Source organism: Corynebacterium vitaeruminis (assembly GCF_001054325.1).
Classification (GTDB): domain Bacteria; phylum Actinomycetota; class Actinomycetes; order Mycobacteriales; family Mycobacteriaceae; genus Corynebacterium; species Corynebacterium vitaeruminis_A.
Genome location: NZ_JVVM01000026.1, coordinates 19,746 through 38,716, shown reverse-complemented (window position 1 = coordinate 38,716; position 18,971 = coordinate 19,746). Strand labels below are relative to the sequence as shown.

Genomic DNA, 18,971 nt, shown 5'->3' with positions numbered 1-18,971 from the left:
ATGAACTTTTCTCACAATATCTTAAAGCAATATCTTAGAGGATTCTTAACGGCTTGCGGGAACCAAGGGGCCAATCGCCCCCGCTCCGATGCACAGCGTCGCCCCTGGAGTCGCCTTTTCCACATCGACATGCAGAGTATTTCCACCACCGTTGAGGTAGACATAACGCGGTCGCAGGTCATTATTCATCTTCACGACCGTGGAACCACCGCGGGTCTGCTCTTCGGTCTCGAAAGGATTAGGAAGCGACAGTCGCACATCCATGTTCTCAGAGGCCGTGGCTGGGAATTCAAGCACCCAGTCACCGAGCTTGATGATGTGCTCAAGCTTGATGTCCTCAGACGCAGTGCCGTCCTCACCAACTGTGATGCGATGGCCACACTGCTCGACAGGGCCATCAGTGACACGGGTGATCTCGGAGACCTTGGCGTCGATAAGCGAACCGTCGGTATTGAACATGCGTGGGTGACCGGTGACACGCTCAAATGGTGGGCGATCGGCGACCGCATCAAACACGTGCGAGTACATGTTCATGGGAGCGGCTACGGGCACGAGAATCTCGAAGGGGACGGGCTGGTCGATGAGGTTGTAGTCGATTGCCTTGTCGGGGCCAGCGGCGTCGGCCTCCTCACGCAACGCGGACAGTGATGACTTGCTGTTGCTAGTCCACTCCATTGCGATGTCGTCAGACCAGGCATTGCGGTAAGTGACCACGGAAATCGTGGACGTGACAGCCAGTGCGACGCCCAGCGACCAAATGAGAATGTGTGTACGGGCTGGAAGGAGGGCTGGGGCCTCATTCTTCGGGGGAAGTCCTGCCAGGGAAATCGCGACACAGACCACAAGTATCAGCGCGACGTCCGAGTAGTAGTGCAAAGTGTGCGCCAGCACGCCAGAGGTGTTCTCGCCCGAGCGGAACAGGGTAATGGCGAACAAGGTGGTGAACATGTACGCCACCGACAGCGTCCACGGAGCCCAGCCGCGGTAGTCGCGGCCGATGAGGGTGGCAGACAGAATCAACAAGATAATGCCGCCGAGAGTAATGAGCTCGGACGAAGCGGAGGCAAATGGCTGTCCCGGAGCCCAGCGTTCCCAGCTGGTCGGGCCACCGATGATGCCAGCAAAGATTTGTCCGAGGCCGTTGAAGAACAGCTCTGGCTGTAGCTTGTCGGAAATGTAGCCGGTGGTCTCGGCGGAGCCGAAGTAGTACCACAATGCCCAGGCGCCGGTCAGTAGCATCGACGGAATCCAGATAATCAGGCCGCGACGGAGAACCTGCAGGATATTGCGGCGCTCCATGTAAGCCAAAGTGGCGACAATCAGCATGGAAATCGGCGCGATAGCCAGGGACTTCTCAAAGAATCCCAGCGCTACTGCAAGCAGCACGAACAGGCCAACAGCTTCCCACGGGCGGGGGCCGAAGGAGCGGCGCATCGTGGTGCGAATCGTGACAATCATGAAAATCACGAATGCCAGGTGGAACGGCTGTGAATTGGCCGCGGCCGACCACCAGGTGTCGCCCGGAAGCATCAGCGGTGTCCAGGCGACGACCGTGATGAGGAAGAGCGACACCAATGTGCGACCAGTGAGAAGCTCAAAGAGCTTAGTTGTGGCGTAGGTCAGCGCTACTGACATCACGGCCATGGTGATAGCCGGCAACCACCAGTTCCACGGCGCGATGAGGTGATAGAGACCTTGTACTAAGAAGGCCAGAGGTGCAAGGTGTCCGTCGTGATCCTGAAGCAGGTAGTCCTTGCTCAGCAGCGGGGTGTCATAAAGATGGCCGACAATGATGAAGTCATCCCAGTAAAAACCATGGCTGGTCAGCACCAGAATGCGAGCGAAAAGCTGTATGACAATGACAACTCCGATGAGTGACCACCACTGCTTCGCAGACAGGTCAAGTCTCTCTCCCCATGTCAAGTTAGGCATGTAGTATGGTCGAGAACTTGCCTGCTCAGCGGTGTTGTCAGCATCGGGGGCTTCGGCAGTTTTCACTGCGGAATCCGTGGCTGTCTCCTCATCGCCCACTGTCGGCGTATGAGGGTTTTGGGCAGTTGGGGTATCTCCAGCAGATGACCGCTCGGCTTTAGTCATGGTTCCTTATGTTATATAGGCCATCTGCTGAGCGCGGTAGGGTATGCAAAAGTTAGTGCTTAGGGCGTGTCGGCAGAGTCCCATACGCTAATAACGCGTACATCAATAACGTTTGAGCAAGACTGCTCGAGTTAAAGAAAGTAATTAGGAGCAAGTGGGATGACGCAATCGGCGAGTGCAGCGCGCGCTAACTTCTCGTGGCGCAATATCGACATCATCATTGCAGCTGTCATCGGCGTGGCTGTCGGTCTGATCTTTGTTATTTGGAACATCGTCGGTGGCGCGGGCTACGAAGCTGTCAACGCGCTCACTCCAGGCCTCGGCGGTTTGGTTGCAGGCATGTGGTTCCTCGGTGGTCCTCTCGGCGCATACATCATCCGTAAGCCCGGCGCCGCTATCTTCGTCGAGGTAATCGCGGCGACGGTCTCGGCGCTGATTGGTAACCAGTGGGGGATTACCACCCTGTACTCAGGTTTGGCGCAGGGGTTCGGCGCGGAGCTGGTGTTCCTCATCCTGGCGTATAAGCGCTACAACATGGCCACCGTGGTGATTTCCGGTCTCATGGCTGGCGTCGGCGCTTGGACCTATGAACTTTTCACCGACAACTTGGCCAAGACTTTCGAATACAAACTCATCTACCTGATTTCCACTGCACTGTCGGGTGCTGTCCTCGCTGGCTTTCTGGCGTACTTCCTGGCTAAAGCGCTGGCGGCAACCGGCGCACTAGATCGCTTTGCCATCGGGCGAGAGCGACACGACGACATCTAGGAAAACCGATGACAGATGAGGCGTTGACGCGGGGGTCGTCGTCAAGCGGAAATATTCCTGCGGTGAGTGCGCGGGGTTTCGGGTACCGGCACGCGGGGCGGAAGGCCGCGGTACTGAACGACATCACGCTGGACATTGAGAGCGGCGAAAAGGTGCTGTTGCTCGGCGCGTCGGGGGTGGGGAAGTCGACGCTGCTCGCCGCTATTGCTGGCGTGCTTGGCGACGACTCCGATGGCGAGGCCACCGGAAAACTCCTGATCGAAGGCCGCACGCCCGCTTCCGCACGCGGTGCGGTGGGCCTAGTGCTGCAAGACCCTGACTCGCAGACGATTAGTGCTCGCGTTGGCGACGATGTCGCATTTGGCGCGGAAAACCTCGGCGTTGACCCGGCCGAGATTGGCAACCGAGTGCGTGCCAGCCTGGATCTGGTGGGGCTCGATTTGCCGTTGGACCATCCGACGCACAGGCTTTCCGGTGGGCAGAAGCAGCGCCTCGCATTGGCGGGTGTGCTGGCAATGGGCGCACGCGTCATCTGCCTGGATGAGCCGACAGCCAATATTGACCCGGCTGGTGTACCTGTACTGCGCGATGCCACGATTGCAGCGGCAGAGAGAACCGGTGCGGCACTGATTGTGGTCGAGCATCGAGTGGATGCGTGGGTCGATTCGGTTGACCGTATTGTGGTGCTCGGCCGTGAAGGTGTGATTGCCGATGGTGCACCACATCAGGTGTTGGAAGATTACGGGCAGGCCCTGACGGACGCCGGTGTGTGGATTCCGGGTGCTCCGCCCGCGTTGCCGGATGCGCGTTCCGTTGCCTGCGACCAGGACGGGTACCCGAGCGGTGACATCGCCATCGAAACCCGTGGGCTGGACATCGGCTATGGCGCGAAGAAATCGTGGTTCAGCGGCGGAGAAAACGTTGAGCCGATTGCTCGCGATGTATCAATTGCTATTCCATCGCAGGCTTCCACCTGCATCGTTGGGCACAATGGCAGTGGCAAGTCCACTCTGGCGCTGACGCTTGGCGGCCTGCTTGAGCCGATGGCGGGCACTGTCCAAGTTGCAGGCAGCGGCAGCGCGCCGTGGAAATGGCCGTCAAAGAAATTGGCCACTCGGATTGGCACAGTGTTCCAGGATCCTGAGCACCAGTTTGTCACGGGCACTGTGCTGGAAGAATTGCAGCTTGGCCCCAAGCTGGTAGGTGTCAACGCCGACAAACGCATCGAGGAGCTACTTGAGCGTCTGCGGCTGACAGCCCTGACCAAGGCGAACCCATTTTCGCTGTCCGGCGGTGAGAAGCGACGCCTGTCGGTGGCGACGATGCTGGCGACAGCACCGGATATTGTGCTTCTCGACGAACCGACCTTCGGCCAAGACCGCCGGACATTCACTGAGCTGCTTACTCTACTTCGCCAGCTTGCCGATGACGGCCGGACTGTCATCTCGATTACCCACGATCCGCTGGTGATGCAGACGATGGGTGACTACGTCGTAGACATGGATGCGTTTCATCCGGAGCGGTCAGGGCGTGCGGCGCTGGGGCAGAACAGGACGCCTGGGCACAGTGGTGCGAGCAGGCAGGACGAGCCAAGTGGTCGGGACCGGCCGAGCGGCCAGGGCGAAGCAGGAGGGAAACCGTGACTGAGTTCGACACCGTTGGTACGGCTGAAAGCTCACATAGCGCCGCCCAGAGCAAGCAGCCTTTCCTCGCGACGGTCAACCCGGTGGCGAGAGTATTAGGCCTATTCCTGCTCACTACGCCGCTGTTGATTTCTATCGACTGGGTATCCGCAGTGGTGGCACTTGTCTGCACGCTTTTCTTGGTGCCACTGTCAGGCTTGGGTTTTCGTCGTTTTCTAGGACGCAGCCTGCCGCTTCTTATCGCCGCGCCCATCTCAGGTATCTCGATGGCGCTCTACGGCAACCCGGAAGGTAAAGAGTATTTCTCTTTCCTGCTTGCGCATGTGACGGATAATTCCATCTCTCTGGCCATCGCGATTATGCTGCGTGTGCTGGCCATCGGTACTCCCGTAATCGTGCTGACAGCCAACATCGATCCCACTGATCTGGGCAACGGGCTGGCACAGATTCTCAGGCTGCCCAGTCGGTTTGTGTTGGCAACGGTGGCGAGTCTGCGGCTCGTCGGTCTGTTCATCAATGATTGGCAGGCGCTGACCCGAGCCCGTCGCGCACGTGGTTTGGGTGACCACGGAGCAATTCGCCGCACTATTTCCCAGGTGTTCGCCCTGCTGGTGTTTGCGCTGCGCCGCGGCACCAAGCTGGCCACCGCCATGGAAGCCCGCGGTTTTGGTGCACCGATTAAGCGCACATGGTGGCATACCTCGACTCTGGCTGCGCGCGACTACGTCACCATGGCTGCCTGCCTTGCCATCGCCGTCGCAGCAATCGGTATTTCCGTGTGGGCCGGGGAGTTCCGCTTCCTGGGCGTGGCGTAGTAAAGGCGTTTCAATCACGATGATTCTGCTTATCGACGGCCGTTCCGGCAGTGGCAAAACCACCTTTTCGGCAAAGTTGCACAGTATCCTCGGTTGGCCAGTGATTCACTTGGAGGATGTTTATCCGGGCTGGTCCGGCCTGCAGAAAGCATCGGCCGCAGTCGCGGAGACCATTTTGAATCCCGCGCTACCGGCCGATGAGCGGGGGTATCGCCGTTGGGACTGGTACGCCAGTGAATTCGCCGAGTGGGTACCTACGCCACCGGACTGTTCTCTCATCGTCGAAGGCTGCGGCGCTGTCACTGAAGCTAATCTTGCCGCTGCCCGTGCCATCGGCGACGGCAACGCGTGGGGAGTCTGGGTAGAGCTGGACACGCAGACTCGCTTTGCCCGCGCCATGGCTCGCGACGACCACTTCGAGGAGTACTGGGACATGTGGGCCGAGCAGGAATCCCAGCACATGGCCAAGCACAATCCGCAAAAGCTCGTTGACTGGACCATCACCCCGCCAGAACCTTTAACCTGGGATCTCTGATGAGAAAAATACTCGCTTGCCTCGGTGCAGGCTTCGGTTCCATGCTCCTCGTCGGCGGACTGCGCGTCGTCGCCAGCTCGGAGCTACGCCCACCACGCCTGCCCAATCGCAGGCCCCCGCGGTGGGGTCTGCCCGCTGTCGGTGCCGCGTGGATGCTCGCCAGCTACAGCAGTTACCAGGCACGCGCACCGCATCGCTTGACGACGCCCCTGCTCACCGGCCTCGCAGTGCCAGGAGCCACGGCCATAATTTTCGAAGCCGTTCGCCGTCGATGTGCCGCCAAAAACCCAACTGTGCCACCACACACCGTGATTGTGTTGGGATGCGCCTTGAAGAACAATCAACCTTCGGAATTGCTGGCCAGGAGATTACATCGAGCCGTAGCAGTCTGTGATGAGCGCACCGAGCGAATCATTTGCGCCGGTGGGCTCGGCAGCGAAGCGGTGACAGATGCCACCCGCTCCGAGGCGGATGCCATGGTGGAGTGGTTGGCTGCAGTCGCTGGGGACGTCGTAAAGCGTGGCGATATCGAGTTAATCCCCGAGGACCAATCGACGAATACGTCGGAAAACATTGACTATGCGTGCGAGTTGATGCGTGGCATCCACGGTGCGTTGAGTGCTGGCACGGTTATTGTGACCAGCGATTTTCATGTGCCGCGGGTAGCGAAGCTAGTGCGCGAACGGGGACTGGAGTCCTGGTGTGTCATCGGGGCCTATACGCCGTTGCGGTACTGGGCGACATCGATGCTGCGGGAATTTCTAGCGCAATTCATTCTGTGGGCACCGCGCGGGAATACGAGAATTTTGCGGATTTCCCGGGTGCAACAAAGTGTTAGCCAGTAGTATCGAACGGAGATAATTACGTTGTGCGGTGATAGCGCTGCTTGAAAAGCGATATCAAGCACGACATCGGAATCATTATTCGGGAGGAACACCCACATGGCTTTGACCCCAGGATTCGACCTGTTCCAGCTGCCAGAGGAGCACCAGGAGCTCCGCGCCGTTATCCGTGATCTGGCAGAGAAGCAGATTGCTCCGTATGCAGCGGACGTCGACGAGAACGAGCGTTTCCCGGAGGAGGCTCTGAAGGCTCTCAACGAGGCCGGCTTCAACGCCATCCACGTTCCGGAGCAGTTCGGTGGTCAGGGTGCGGACTCGGTTGCAGCCTGCATCGTCATTGAGGAAGTTGCTCGCGTCTGTGGCTCGGCCTCCCTTATCCCGGCTGTGAACAAGCTGGGCACCATGGGCCTGATCCTCAAGGGCTCCGACGAGCTGAAGAGCAAGGTCCTGCCGGACATCGCCAACGGTGAAATGGCCTCCTACGCGCTGACTGAGCGCGAGGCTGGTTCGGATGCCGGTTCCATGAAGACCCGCGCTGTCCGCGAGGGCGATGAGTGGGTCCTCAACGGCTCCAAGTGCTTCATCACCAACGGTGGTCGCTCCACCTGGTACACCGTCATGGCTGTCACCGACCCGGAAAAGGGTGCTAACGGCATCTCCGCATTCATGGTTCACAAGGATGACGAGGGCTTCCGCGTCGGTGGTCTGGAGCACAAGCTGGGCATCAAGGGTTCTCCGACCGCTGAGCTGTACTTCGAAAACTGCCGCATCCCGGCTGACCGCATCATCGGTGAAGAGGGCACTGGTTTCAAGACCGCCCTGGAGACCCTGGACCACACCCGCCCGACCATTGGTGCACAGGCACTGGGTATTGCGCAGGGTGCTTTCGACTACGCAGTTGGCTACGTCCAGGAGCGTCAGCAGTTCGGCAAGCCGATTGCTGCTTTCCAGAACACCCAGTTCATGCTGGCTGACATGCGTATGAAGATTGACGCTGCTCGCCTCATGGTCTACACCGCGGCCGCCAACGCTGAGCGTGGCACCGCTGAGGGCGGCGCGCGCCTGGGCATGATGGCCGCAAACGCCAAGGCTTTCGCCTCCGACGTTGCTATGCAGGTCACCACTGACGCTGTGCAACTGCTCGGTGGTTACGGCTTCACCCGTGACTTCCCGGTCGAGCGCATGATGCGTGACGCCAAGATCACCCAGATTTACGAGGGCACCAACCAGATTTGCCGCATGGTCGCAGGTCGCCAGATTCTCGCAGACGCACAAAAGCGCTAATCACCAGCGCACATGCTAAGCCCTCGCTACCAAGGCGGGGGCTTTTTCATGTCGCCGCATCACCCAGGCTTTTCGCCCGTCCCGCACTGGTCCCGCACTACGCCATCCACCAGCTCGCCAGTGGCCGCACGCATCAGCCTCGCTAATCACACCCTCATTTCGCCAACCAAGCATAGGCAGCTACAACGATTGCCTCTGCTCCTCGGTCAAGGGTCGGTTGGAGATCAGGGGCAAAAGCAGGGTTGTGGTTGCCAACGGCGCTGCTCTCATCCACAAAGCCGCCGAGCCACTAAGAGCTGTCTACGTAGTCACAAAGAACTTCTGATTTCGCTCGCCGCGGTAGGACTGTGCCGTCGCAGTCGCCGCGATGATAGAGGCAATAATGAGTAGACCGGCCGTAATCAAGCCAAGGACCGATGAATTGTCGGCTCGCACCTGCGAAATCGCTCCGACCAAAGTCATCGATGCATTAATGACAAAAACTGCCGCCGCCACTGACAGCACAGTGCGCGCCGCAGTTGATCCCTCAAGGAGTTTGCCAGCAAGCCACCAGCACGCAATCGCCGTTGCCGTCTGCGCGATAATCGCAAACGCGAAGCTCACGGCCAAGCTGGTCTGAGCAGCAGAAATCTCGATATTATTGGCTTTTGCCGCTTCCGTAACAGTCGCATCCCACTTCAACAGAGAACTGACCACGGTGAGGATTAGCGCCGGGATGTAGACATACACCGCCAGTCGCCACCACCTAAAGGACTGCGCCGCATGGAAAGGAACGTCTTTGGTCGAATTGACTGCCATAACTCCACACTCTAAACCACGCTGTCGCGGCGCGAAACGTCACTGCTAGGTTGCGCTTATTGCTTGTCGACGAGCACCTAATCGGTAACCGCCCACAAAGCTAGCTTTTATACGGCGCTGGTGCGGTGCGGATCGGTGAAGTCGACACCTTGGGTTTCCCAGACGCGACGCAGTTCGTCAACGCCCTTAGCACGAGCAAGGGCAAATTCGTTGGTAGTGGCCGGGACCGGCTGGAAAATCGTGACTTCGGTTTCCTCTACTACAACCGGCGGGATTTCTGCCTTGAGCAGGACAAAACCGGTGAAGCGCGACTGATCCCACAGTGGCTGGCCGAAGTCGATAAGCGCCCCGTCGGTGAGGATGAGTCCTTCGATGCTGGGGGAAGCAGCGAGAATCCCCAGCGGGCGAATGACTTCGTCCAGGCCACCGCGGATGGGCAGGATGAGTTCAGCGCGTGGGCCGGAGCTGGTGTCCACGACCATTGCGGACGGGTCCTGCATAGCCTCGGCACTGCAACCGAGTGTTGCGTAGGTGACGATGCGGTCGGTGTCAGGGCCAAAGCGCAGCATCTTCAGTGGCGCAGACCCAAGGAAGGTCAGCTGGGCCTCGCCTGGATTGGACTCTTCAAAGTAGGAGGTAAATGCTGCTCGGACGGCCTTGATAATCGCATTGCTATCGGGGCCGGCGGGAGGAATTGGGCCGGTTAGGTTGTCGAACACGGACGGTACTCCTTGTCGGGATGGTCGTTCTAGACTGCGGGCGAAAGCTCAACGGCATCGGCCCAGGTCGTATTGAGATTCAAAGACTGCATCCACGCATCAATGCTGTCACCGTGCGCAGCGATTGCGGCGCGTGCAGTCAGCGTGGTCTCGATGGCGAACTCGGTGAGTTCATCGCTAATCAGTCCCTGAGTATGGGCTGCAACAAGTTCGTCGACATCTTCAACCCGAATCTGTGTGGCTGCATCGGCAGGTAGGGGAGCTACGGCCTCAGCATCGCTCGGCGCCTGGAGGATGTCGAGATACAGATCGGTCATACGCCAGCACTGCGGGTCAGTGTGGTCGATGCTGACGATATCGACGTATCGTTGGTGCTCCACCTTTACGCCCGGACGGAAGTGATAAATGCTGATGCGCAGCCCCTCGTCGGCAAGCAGGAATGACTCGAGATACCCGAACTTTGGATGATCCATTCCGCGACGCATGTACAGGCGGTTGGGCGTAAGGAGTTGGAACTCGTCGACTTTGCGCCGAAAACCCTTGGGGTCGATGTTGACCATTTCACGCAGATTAAAAGTTTCGGCCTTCGGAGGATGTGTGTCCTGGCTCGAGTGGATGGAGGTGGGCGCAGGAGTTGCCGAGGATGAAGGCGAAGGAGCCGGTGAAATGGACATGCGAATACCTTAACGTGTGTCTGCTGCCTATTTGGGCATAGAAAAGCCCTTTTTGCATGTGCGATGCAAAAAGGGCTGGGGGAGAACTAGAAAAACTTAGTTCAGGCCGACCGGGAAGACACCGGCGGTCGGGGTGTAGTTGCAGTTAGTCGGGCCAGGCTCTTCCTGGGTGGTGATACCGCCCTGCATGACAGCGATGACCATGCCCTTGCCCGTGTCAGCGGTGCCGTTGACAGCGCCCGGGCCCTCCTTGGCGTTGATGCCATTGTTCTGCAGGGTGGTCTTGCCGTACTTGCCGTTGGCAACGTTGACCCAGTAGACGTTCATCTCGGTGTTCTGTTCCTTAGCCAGCTGCTTGGTGCCCAGACCAGTGAAGACGAAGCCAAGCTGGTTCTCCGGAACGCCCGGCAGCGGCAGCTCAGCTGGGCCCGGAACGGTGGTGGCCAGACCGATGGAGCGGCTGTCGCCACCGATGCACTTGTCAGCCACGGTCGGCAGCAGGAACTGGTTGGTCTTTGGGGCGCGGTCCGGAATGTTGAAGCCCGGCTCGCCGTCACCCTCACCAGTCAGGAAATCAATTCCCTTGTTCAGAGCGCTGGAAATTTCCTCAGGAACACCTGGGGAGTTGATGATGTCGCGCGCGTTGCCGTAAAGATCCGGCGAAGCGATGTTCAGGGAGTCCAGCGATGGGGAAGCAGAAGCGGCGGGAGTCATGCCCGCAGTGAGAATTGCAGCTGCACCCAAGGTCGCTGCGGCACGGCGCAGGAAGGAGCGTCCAGTCGAAACCACGGTGAAGAACCTCTCATTCGTGGGCTATTGGAGTCGGAATCAAAATTTCGGAATCGTTGCTCATCTTAAAACGACTTCAACGTGAATTGGAAAGATTTGAAAAAGAAATCTTCAGAATCTTCTCAGGAGATTAACGCATGCATTCCTGCGTGTCGCAAGTTGATCAGAGTAAAAAATGGTGTAAAAGGAAACGGCTGTGAAAATTGATACTCCGCGTATACGTAAGGGGTTAATGGTGTTTCGCAGCGTGTACGCAAGTGAAGTCAAGTCTTATCCCGTGGGTTACAGCAGTGGCATTTAGTCACATCTGTTACGTGAGGGGCTGAGAGGTTGCCGTCGTGAAGCGTCCTAATAGGGGAAAGTTTGCCGTTTCGACTGGCGGCAAAGCGGGGGTGTAGCAAGGGGGTAATTTCTGCCTGGCGGCGGGGAAGGGGCGCCACTTTGCATGACGGATAGGTGCCCGGGGTTGCGAAAAGAGCGGCCGGATGTGCGGGGTCAATAAGAAGGAGTAGACTGTAGAACGCTTTATTGCGCGTTGATGCGAGTCATTAATGGCTTCTCATTTGAGGTAGCCAATAATGGCAAGGCCGTATCTATTTTCTTTTAGTCCTCTTAGCTTGTTAGGAGCTATCCGCCTGTGAGCGATACCGAGTTCCGTAATGTCGCCATCGTCGCACACGTCGACCATGGCAAGACCACTCTCGTGAACGCCATGCTGGAGCAGTCCGGCGTTTTCAGCGATCACGAAGAAGTTGCAGACCGAGTGATGGACTCTGGTGACCTTGAAAAGGAAAAGGGCATCACCATCTTGGCGAAGAACACCGCTATTCGCCGAAAAGGTGAGGGCAAGAACGGCGAAGATCTCATCATCAACGTCATCGACACCCCTGGCCACGCCGACTTCGGTGGTGAGGTGGAGCGAGCGCTGTCCATGGTTGACGGCGTCGTGCTGCTGATTGACTCTTCCGAAGGTCCGTTGCCACAGACTCGCTTCGTGCTGGGCAAGGCTCTGGCTGCGTCCATGCCGGTCATCATTGTGGTCAACAAGACCGACCGTCCAGATGCGCGTATCGACGAGGTCGTCGAGGAAGCACAGGATTTGCTGCTCGAGTTGGCCTCCACCCTGGAGGATCCGGATGCCGCTGAGGTTGCAGAGCGCAACCTGGAACTGCCGGTTCTCTACGCCTCCGGCCGTGCAGGTAAGGCTTCGACTGAGAACCCGGGCAACGGTAACCTGCCGGAGTCCGAGAACCTGCAGCCATTGTTCGACGTCATTACCGAGGTGCTCCCGGAGCCGTCCGCTGAGATTGACGCGCCGCTGCAGGCGCAGGTTACCAACCTGGACTCCAGCTCCTTCCTCGGTCGAATTGGTCTGATTCGTATTCACAAGGGTCGTATCCGCAAGGGGCAGCAGATTTCGTGGATTCACTACGACTCCGACGGCAAGGAGCATATTAAGAACGCGAAGGTCGCAGAGTTGTTGCGTACCGTCGGCGTGACCCGTGTGCCTGCTGAAGAAGCTATTGCAGGTGACATCGCCGCTATCTCCGGTATCGACGAGGTTATGATCGGCGACTCGCTGTGCGACGTCGAGCACCCGGATCCATTGCCGCGCATTCTGGTAGACGAGCCGGCCATCTCCATGACGATCGGCGTTAACACCTCGCCGCTGGCTGGCCAGGGTGGCGGCGACAAGCTGACTGCTCGCATGGTCAAGGCCCGCCTGGACCAGGAGCTGATTGGTAACGTTTCGCTGCGCGTGCTGCCGACCGAGCGTCCGGATGCCTGGGAGGTGCAGGGCCGTGGCGAAATGGCGCTGTCCGTCCTGGTTGAAACCATGCGCCGTGAAGGTTTTGAGCTGACCGTCGGTAAGCCGCAGGTTGTGACCAAGACCGTCGACGGCAAGGTTCAAGAGCCGTACGAGCACCTGACCATCGACGTTCCAGAAGAGCACCTGGGTGCTGTCACCCAGCTGATGGCTGCCCGCAAGGGGCGTATGGAACAGATGGGCAACCAGGGCACCGGCTGGGTGCGCATGGAGTTCCTCATTCCGTCCCGCGGCCTGATTGGCTTCCGTACCACCTTCATGACGGAAACCAAGGGCACCGGTATAGCCAACCACTACTCGGCCGGTTATGGCGAGTGGGCTGGCGAGATTAAGGACCGCCCGACCGGTTCGCTGGTGGCCGACCGTACCGGCCAAATCACCGCCTACGCGCTGATTCAGCTCTCAGACCGTGGCACCTTCTTCGTCGAGCCGGGTGACCAGGCTTACGAGGGCATGGTGGTCGGCCAGAACCCGCGTGATGAAGACATGGACATCAACATCACCAAGGAAAAGAAGCTGACCAATATGCGCGCAGCCTCGGCTGATGCGACCGTGACCCTGGAGAAGGCCCACAAGCTCTCCCTCGATGAGGCTATGGAGTTCTGTGGCGCCGACGAGTGCGTTGAGGTCACCCCGGAGGGCATCCGCGTACGCAAGCAGATCCTTAGCGCCACCGATCGCGCCCGCGCTCGTTCCCGCGCGAAGGCCATGAATAAGAAGTAATTCAGGTTGTCAGGGGCGAGACCACCTGAAAAACAGTCTCGGGGTAACTGACTCAGCCAGGTGTCGAGTAATCTCGTGAATATGTTTATTCGCAGCCGTCGTCACGCAGCTTCCCGTCGATTCTTCGTAGCATCGACGCTCTGCGTGACGGCGGCTTTGGCGTCTTCGTGTATGGCTCGTCCGTCGGACGCTCCGACTGTGCCCGGGAGGCAGGAAGCGCCGGTGCAGCAGGAAGACCCCGTTGACCAGGTAAAAAAGATGCGTGAGGTCACGGTCGGCGTCGACGAATTTGTCGAAGGCTTCAACCCGCATTTGCTTGCCGACGTATCCCCGGTGACCAGCCTTGTCGCGCGGCTGACACTGCCCAGTGTTTTCACCCCCGCGCCAGTAGCGGGCGGGACAGGTGACGCTGCCGCCTCCTCGCAAGCTCCCGGAGTGGTAGATAATGCTGCGAACGCTCGCTCAGCGGTTATTCCTCAGTGGCTGCTCAACGCCGACTTGCTGGATTCCGTGCAGGTCATAGTCGACGACAACAGCAAGGATGGTACTCCTAATAGTGGGGCTGGCAGCTGGAAAGCAGCCGATGTGGATGTGACTGATCCGACGGTGACGGCCGAACATGTCCGCTATCGCATTCGCAAGGGTGCACAGTGGAGCGATGGCACGCCGATCAGCGGCGAGGACTTCCGTTACCTGTATTCCCAAGTCACGTCCACGCCAGGAGCCCTGGATACGGCGACCTATGAGCTGATTAAGTCCATTGATGTCTCCGACGGTGGCCGTCAGATTGACGTGAAGTTTACCCAGCCGATTACGCAGTGGCAGCGGCTGTTTGCCCACCTTTTGCCAGCACATCTGATGCGTTCGAATACTGATGGTTTTTCCGAGGGGTTGGCCAGCCGTTTCCCGGCGTCCGGTGGTCAGTACACAGTCGAGTCGATGGATGTCGGCCGCAATATCATTCGACTAGTTCGAAATGACCGCTACTGGGGTGAGCAGCCAGCAACCTCGGAAATTATCACGCTGCGCGCCATGCGCAGTGCCATCGACGGTGCGGAGCAGCTGCGCTCGAAGCAGATCCAGGCCGTGCAGGTCCGACCGAAGGAGACGTCTGAACTGACCTACGGTCTGGTTCCTGGTGTTGCTGAGTTTTTCCATGAGCCGAACCGAGAACTGGTTTTTAGTACAAATCTGGCGTCGAGCAGACTTGCCGACGAGTCCGTCCGCCACGCCATTCTGAGCACCATAAATGTTGCAGAGGTTGCGGAGGTGGCCACTGGTCGCCGAATTGTAGGTAGCTCTGAGGAAGGTGTCGACCAGAAACAGCCAAAGGTGCCCCAAGCCGGTTTTACTGAGGACAATCCGATGCGAATTGGCGTCATCAGTGACGGTGTGCCGGCACGAGCTGCAGCTTTTGCTGTATCTGACCAACTGACTGCGGCTGGTATCCCCGCCACAGTCGTTTCGTATTCTCCGGCGGACATGCTGCGTTCTTCGTTGCCCTACGGAACTGTCGATGCCGTGGTGGCGTGGGCAGAGCAACCCAATTCTGTGCAGGCGGCTCGTGAACGCTATGCGTGTACAGGAGGATCGGTTAGCTCGCTGCCGCCGAAGGATTTGGACGAAGCAGGCGCAGAGTCGAGTACCGAGTCCGGGCCTGAGTCTGATGGCGTGGACAGTTCAACAAAGCCAGCTCCAAGTAGAGATCGGGAAAAGAGTGCTGAAGAGCAAAGCTCGATGGACGGGACATCACCGTCTGAGCAGTCCAGTTCTCCTACCGCTGCAGAGTCAGGGGATCTGCGTGGAGTGCCTGTTGCTCCGAAATCGGCTGCGCGGAGCGAGAATCTCGCCGGCCTATGTGACCCGGCAGTTGATGAATTGCTCGCTCCCGACAGCTCTGAGCTGCCCGCTGAACTGTCCGACATCATTACTGGTCACAGCATCGAGGTGACCTTGGTGAAGGACGGCTTGCTGACGGTGGTCAGTCCGGAAATTACAATTGCTGGACGCAAGGACTCCTCACAGTGGACGGATGATCCAGTGTTGGGGCGTCTCGGTACGCTGGGAGAGGTTCGCCGAGTTTCTGCACAAAATGGAGCTCGAGAATCGTCTGAGAACTCTCAATCGGGCGATGATCTGCGCGAAGAGAATAAGCAGGGCGGTTCAGGCCAGAGCAATGAAGGTCTCGATAGCGCCGACCAGGAGAGCAAGGGGAAGTAAGAAAGCTCGTGAAACTACTTTTTGTGCACGCACATCCAGATGACGAGTCCATTTGGACAGGTGGTTTGATTGCGGCTGCCGCGCGCTCCGGGGCGTCGGTAAGCATAGTGACCTGCACGATGGGTGAGCTGGGAGAGGTCATCGGCGCGCCGTACCAAGAGCTGGTTGCTGACAAAGCTGACCAGTTGGGAGGTTTTCGCGTGGCCGAGTTGCGCTCGGCCCTGCGGGCGTTAGGCGCCAACGGTCCTGATAACGCGCCGCGTTTCCTCGGCGGCGCTGGACGTTGGCGTGACTCCGGGATGGCCGGTGACAAGGGCAATGAGCATCCACGTGCCTTCGTGAACTCAGGTGATGAGGCGGTCGCCCAGCTTCGCACCATCCTCGATGAGTTGCAGCCGGACGTGGTCATTACCTACGACGCCGATGGTGGCTATGGGCACCCGGATCACATTCGCGCGCACGAGATCACGGTCGCGGCATGTGGCAAGCGCTTTCCGACGCTGTGGGCGGTCACCGACCGGGAGGCCATGGCGGCGGGACTGGATGCCATTACCGTGGTGCCGGAGAGCTGGCAGGCGTGCGATGTTGATGACTTCGCCACCGTGACCGGCCATTTCGAGGTTCAACTGGACGACACCGCGGTGGCTGCCAAGGTTGAGGCGATGCGCGCGCATGCGACGCAGGTGTGGTTCGCCGATGGCTCAGTCAGTGAGGTCAATCCGGATGCTGTCTATGGGCAGACTGATGGCTCTGGTCGCGCACGAGCCGTCTGGGCGTTTTCCAATTTGCTGTGTCAACCGGTGACACCGACGGAGGCCTATCGTTTTGGTACGGCGACCACTGCAACCCTGGAAGCCCTGGGTAAGCTGGCGGATATCCGATTGCTGCAGGATCCGGTAGCAAGCGCCGACTCGGTGCCGGGCGCGGACCCGGCGGTGGAGGTGAGTGCGGACGGTGAGTAATCCTCAACCTCACGAAAATGAAGACGTGATTAACGCTGCTGGTGGAAAGTTGAAAAACGAGCGCTTGAGTATTGAAAAGCGCACGTTCGGGGATGAGCGTTATTGGGGTGATCCGGAACGTTCGCAGCCACGCGAGAATTTTCATCAGGGTGAGGTCACGGTAGCGCTGGTATGGCTGTCGCTGGCTGCGCTAGCAGCGCTGGTAATTGAGGTAGTTTTCCTCGGCGCCTGGATTACCATCGGCTCGGTTGCTATTCCGTTGCCGTGGACTATTCCGTTGGCCTACATTGCCAATCTGATCATCACCAATACAGCGTTGCTGTGGACTCGTGATCGCTCTAAAGCTGCGATTCCGACTGTCATCTGGGTGCTGGGTTTTGCAGGCATTTTGCTGTGGGCAGTACTGCCTTTCGGTGGGGATTTGGCAATGGGGCAGTGGTTGCGAACAGTTCTGCTGCTCGGTTTCGGTGTGCTGGGCGGTGCCTGGCCATTGCGTCATCTGCGGGCGCTCTAGCTGATATGGCAGCTGATCCCGCAGGAAGCGGTTCAGGACTTGATGCAGGGCAGCCCTGCATCAATATGTCTATTTCTGGAGCTAGTTGAAAACAACACCTACGTTGGGTGTAGACTCCAATCTGAATATACCGCTCTGTCTATTTTTGCTCTGCTTCTCGTCGGAACGGCATAATCGACAGATAGCGAAAGCCTCAGCCCATATCTTGTGAGAAAGGTTCTTAAACCTAAAACCATGACTTACATCATTGCCCAGCCATGTGTTGATGTCCTCGACCGAGCCTGCGTCGAAGAGTGCCCGGTTGACTGCATTTATGAGGGCAAGCGCATGCTCTACATTCACCCTGATGAGTGCGTGGACTGCGGCGCCTGTGAGCCGGTCTGCCCAGTCGAGGCCATCTTCTACGAAGACGATGTGCCGGATGAGTGGATTGAATACATCGATGCCAACGTCGACTGGTTCGATGAGCTGGGTTCCCCGGGCGGCGCTGCCAAGCTCGGCCCGCAGGACTTCGACGTGCCATTCGTGGCAGCTCTGCCGCCGCAGGCAGAAGACTAAATCCACAGAGGATTAAAACCATTTCCTTTTCCCGGTAAGGACTTCATCACCGCTCATGTCAGCTGCCCGCAAGCGTGTAACTCCCGGTTCTCTTCTGCCTCAGTTTCCGTGGGATTCTCTCACGCAGGCGAAAGCCACTGCGGCTGCGTATCCCGAGGGCATGGTGAATCTCTCGGTTGGTACACCGGTCGATGAAGTCGCTCAGATTATCCGGCAGAGCCTTTCCGAAGGCGCTGCGGAACCGGGTTACCCACAGACCGTCGGCACGCCTGAGCTGCGCACTGCGATCGATGCAGCAATGGCGCGGCGCTACGGCGTGACGGGACTGGAGTCAGCGGTCAACGGTGGCAATGTCCTTCCGGTCATCGGCACCAAGGAAGCAATTGGCTGGCTGCCGTTCCTCCTCGGCGTAGGCGCAGGGCATACCGTCGTCATTCCGGAGCTGGCATACCCGACCTACGAGGTCGGCGTACGCATTGCGGGCGCTGAGCTACTGCGCGCGGATTCACTGACCCAGATTGGCCCTGCTTCGCCGACACTGATGTTTATTAACTCCCCGGGCAACCCCAACGGCAAGGTCCTCGGTGTTGAGCACCTGCGCAAGGTAGTTGAGTGGGCTCGTGAGCGGGACGTCATCGTCGCCTCCGACGAATGCTACCTGGGGCTCGGCTGGACCGAACAGCCAGTCAGCATTCTCGACCCGCGAGTATGCGACGGTGATTTCACCAACCTGTTGGCTATCCACTCGCTGTCCAAGACCTCGAACATGGCGTCGTACCGCGCGGGTTGGTTCGCCGGCGATGCGAATCTCATCGCGGAGCTGGTTTCCGTGCGCCGTCACATGGGGCTGATGATGCCGGGGCCCATCCAGCACGCCACAATCGCCGCGCTTAACGACGACTCCCACGAGGCCGAACAGAAGCAGCGCTACTGTGATCGCCGCGAGATTCTGCACAATGCACTTGTGTCCGCAGGCTTTCGAATCGACAACTCCGAAGGCGGACTCTACCTATGGGCTACTCGCGGGGAAGACTGCTGGCAGACGGTTGATTGGCTGGCCGAACGTGGCATCCTGGTCGCGCCGGGCAGCTTCTACGGCCCCAAGGGGGCGCAGCACGTGCGGGTGGGGCTCACAGCGACGCTCAACGACATCGAAGTGGCAGCGGCGCGCATTCGCGGCTAGCTCTGCTAACCCAGTTGGG

17 protein-coding genes and 1 pseudogene are annotated in these 18,971 nt (G+C 58.8%); 12 read left to right on the top strand and 6 right to left on the bottom strand.

Annotation, left to right across the window (positions count from 1 at the left end):
• Nucleotides 1-45 precede the first annotated feature (45 nt).
• Nucleotides 46-2,097 (bottom strand): hypothetical protein, encoded by a 2,052-nt coding sequence (locus ADA16_RS08960; protein WP_048761114.1) that lies wholly within the window; start codon nucleotides 2,095-2,097, stop codon nucleotides 46-48.
• Nucleotides 2,098-2,256: 159 nt separating this feature from the next.
• Between ADA16_RS08960 and ADA16_RS08955 the strand changes: the two genes are divergently transcribed.
• From ADA16_RS08955 to ADA16_RS08930, 6 genes are all read left to right on the top strand, one after another.
• A complete protein-coding gene (locus ADA16_RS08955; RefSeq protein WP_048761111.1) occupies nucleotides 2,257-2,865 on the top strand; it encodes an ECF transporter S component in 609 nt (202 codons plus the stop codon).
• An 8-nt stretch (nucleotides 2,866-2,873) separates the two neighbouring features.
• Nucleotides 2,874-4,508, top strand: a complete 1,635-nt coding sequence (locus ADA16_RS08950; RefSeq protein ID WP_048761108.1) for an ABC transporter ATP-binding protein — start codon at nucleotides 2,874-2,876, stop codon at nucleotides 4,506-4,508.
• Nucleotides 4,505-5,323, top strand: a complete 819-nt coding sequence (locus ADA16_RS08945; protein WP_048761103.1) for an energy-coupling factor transporter transmembrane component T family protein — start codon at nucleotides 4,505-4,507, stop codon at nucleotides 5,321-5,323. Before ADA16_RS08950 ends, ADA16_RS08945 begins: the two co-directional genes overlap by 4 nt.
• 19 nt (nucleotides 5,324-5,342) lie before the next feature.
• Nucleotides 5,343-5,858, top strand: a complete 516-nt coding sequence (locus tag ADA16_RS08940; RefSeq protein WP_048761100.1) for a para-aminobenzoate synthase — start codon at nucleotides 5,343-5,345, stop codon at nucleotides 5,856-5,858.
• Nucleotides 5,858-6,703: a YdcF family protein gene (locus tag ADA16_RS08935; RefSeq protein WP_048761097.1), complete on the top strand. Its 846-nt coding sequence runs from the start codon at nucleotides 5,858-5,860 to the stop codon at nucleotides 6,701-6,703. The genes ADA16_RS08940 and ADA16_RS08935 overlap by 1 nt, the downstream gene beginning before the upstream one ends.
• A gap of 96 nt (nucleotides 6,704-6,799) precedes the next feature.
• Nucleotides 6,800-7,984 (top strand): acyl-CoA dehydrogenase family protein, encoded by a 1,185-nt coding sequence (locus tag ADA16_RS08930; RefSeq protein WP_048761095.1) that lies wholly within the window; start codon nucleotides 6,800-6,802, stop codon nucleotides 7,982-7,984.
• A 154-nt stretch (nucleotides 7,985-8,138) separates the two neighbouring features.
• Here ADA16_RS08930 and ADA16_RS11420 read toward each other — a convergent pair.
• The 5 genes and pseudogenes from ADA16_RS11420 to ADA16_RS08910 all read right to left on the bottom strand — a co-directional run.
• Nucleotides 8,139-8,270 (bottom strand): annotated as a pseudogene (locus ADA16_RS11420) (amidohydrolase); the annotation flags it as partial.
• A gap of 14 nt (nucleotides 8,271-8,284) precedes the next feature.
• Nucleotides 8,285-8,782 carry a hypothetical protein gene (locus ADA16_RS08925; RefSeq protein WP_048761093.1) on the bottom strand — a complete coding sequence of 166 codons (498 nt, stop codon included), beginning with the start codon at nucleotides 8,780-8,782 and terminating at the stop codon, nucleotides 8,285-8,287.
• 107 nt (nucleotides 8,783-8,889) lie between these two features.
• A complete protein-coding gene (locus ADA16_RS08920; RefSeq protein WP_048761089.1) occupies nucleotides 8,890-9,501 on the bottom strand; it encodes a suppressor of fused domain protein in 612 nt (203 codons plus the stop codon).
• 29 nt (nucleotides 9,502-9,530) lie between these two features.
• Complete coding sequence (locus ADA16_RS08915) at nucleotides 9,531-10,175, bottom strand: DUF402 domain-containing protein (RefSeq protein ID WP_048761086.1); 645 nt, start codon at nucleotides 10,173-10,175, stop codon at nucleotides 9,531-9,533.
• A gap of 96 nt (nucleotides 10,176-10,271) precedes the next feature.
• Complete coding sequence (locus tag ADA16_RS08910; RefSeq protein ID WP_048761083.1) at nucleotides 10,272-10,964, bottom strand: hypothetical protein; 693 nt, start codon at nucleotides 10,962-10,964, stop codon at nucleotides 10,272-10,274.
• A gap of 637 nt (nucleotides 10,965-11,601) precedes the next feature.
• Between ADA16_RS08910 and typA the strand changes: the two genes are divergently transcribed.
• From typA to dapC, 6 genes are all read left to right on the top strand, one after another.
• A complete protein-coding gene (gene typA / locus ADA16_RS08905) occupies nucleotides 11,602-13,515 on the top strand; it encodes a translational GTPase TypA (RefSeq protein ID WP_048761080.1) in 1,914 nt (637 codons plus the stop codon).
• An 81-nt stretch (nucleotides 13,516-13,596) separates the two neighbouring features.
• Nucleotides 13,597-15,735 (top strand): ABC transporter family substrate-binding protein, encoded by a 2,139-nt coding sequence (locus tag ADA16_RS08900; protein ID WP_048761079.1) that lies wholly within the window; start codon nucleotides 13,597-13,599, stop codon nucleotides 15,733-15,735.
• An 8-nt stretch (nucleotides 15,736-15,743) separates the two neighbouring features.
• Entirely contained in the window at nucleotides 15,744-16,697 is a 954-nt protein-coding gene (gene mshB, locus ADA16_RS08895) for an N-acetyl-1-D-myo-inositol-2-amino-2-deoxy-alpha-D-glucopyranoside deacetylase (RefSeq protein WP_048761077.1), read from the top strand.
• Nucleotides 16,690-17,211: a hypothetical protein gene (locus ADA16_RS08890; protein ID WP_048761074.1), complete on the top strand. Its 522-nt coding sequence runs from the start codon at nucleotides 16,690-16,692 to the stop codon at nucleotides 17,209-17,211. Before mshB ends, ADA16_RS08890 begins: the two co-directional genes overlap by 8 nt.
• Before the next feature lie 234 nt (nucleotides 17,212-17,445).
• Complete coding sequence (gene fdxA, locus ADA16_RS08885) at nucleotides 17,446-17,769, top strand: ferredoxin (RefSeq protein WP_048761072.1); 324 nt, start codon at nucleotides 17,446-17,448, stop codon at nucleotides 17,767-17,769.
• 55 nt (nucleotides 17,770-17,824) lie between these two features.
• Complete coding sequence (gene dapC / locus ADA16_RS08880; protein ID WP_048761070.1) at nucleotides 17,825-18,952, top strand: succinyldiaminopimelate transaminase; 1,128 nt, start codon at nucleotides 17,825-17,827, stop codon at nucleotides 18,950-18,952.
• Nucleotides 18,953-18,971 lie beyond the last annotated feature (19 nt).

What these genes read in the sequence shown, in the direction of transcription:
- ADA16_RS08960 (WP_048761114.1), bottom strand. Translation starts at nt 2,097, where the DNA reads ATGACTAAAGCCGAGCGGTCATCTGCTGGAGATACCCCAACTGCCCAA.
- ADA16_RS08955 (WP_048761111.1), top strand. Translation starts at nt 2,257, where the DNA reads ATGACGCAATCGGCGAGTGCAGCGCGCGCTAACTTCTCGTGGCGCAAT.
- ADA16_RS08950 (WP_048761108.1), top strand. Translation starts at nt 2,874, where the DNA reads ATGACAGATGAGGCGTTGACGCGGGGGTCGTCGTCAAGCGGAAATATT.
- ADA16_RS08940 (WP_048761100.1), top strand. Translation starts at nt 5,343, where the DNA reads ATGATTCTGCTTATCGACGGCCGTTCCGGCAGTGGCAAAACCACCTTT.
- ADA16_RS08935 (WP_048761097.1), top strand. Translation starts at nt 5,858, where the DNA reads ATGAGAAAAATACTCGCTTGCCTCGGTGCAGGCTTCGGTTCCATGCTC.
- ADA16_RS08930 (WP_048761095.1), top strand. Translation starts at nt 6,800, where the DNA reads ATGGCTTTGACCCCAGGATTCGACCTGTTCCAGCTGCCAGAGGAGCAC.
- ADA16_RS08925 (WP_048761093.1), bottom strand. Translation starts at nt 8,782, where the DNA reads ATGGCAGTCAATTCGACCAAAGACGTTCCTTTCCATGCGGCGCAGTCC.
- ADA16_RS08915 (WP_048761086.1), bottom strand. Translation starts at nt 10,175, where the DNA reads ATGTCCATTTCACCGGCTCCTTCGCCTTCATCCTCGGCAACTCCTGCG.
- ADA16_RS08900 (WP_048761079.1), top strand. Translation starts at nt 13,597, where the DNA reads ATGTTTATTCGCAGCCGTCGTCACGCAGCTTCCCGTCGATTCTTCGTA.
- fdxA (WP_048761072.1), top strand. Translation starts at nt 17,446, where the DNA reads ATGACTTACATCATTGCCCAGCCATGTGTTGATGTCCTCGACCGAGCC.
- dapC (WP_048761070.1), top strand. Translation starts at nt 17,825, where the DNA reads ATGTCAGCTGCCCGCAAGCGTGTAACTCCCGGTTCTCTTCTGCCTCAG.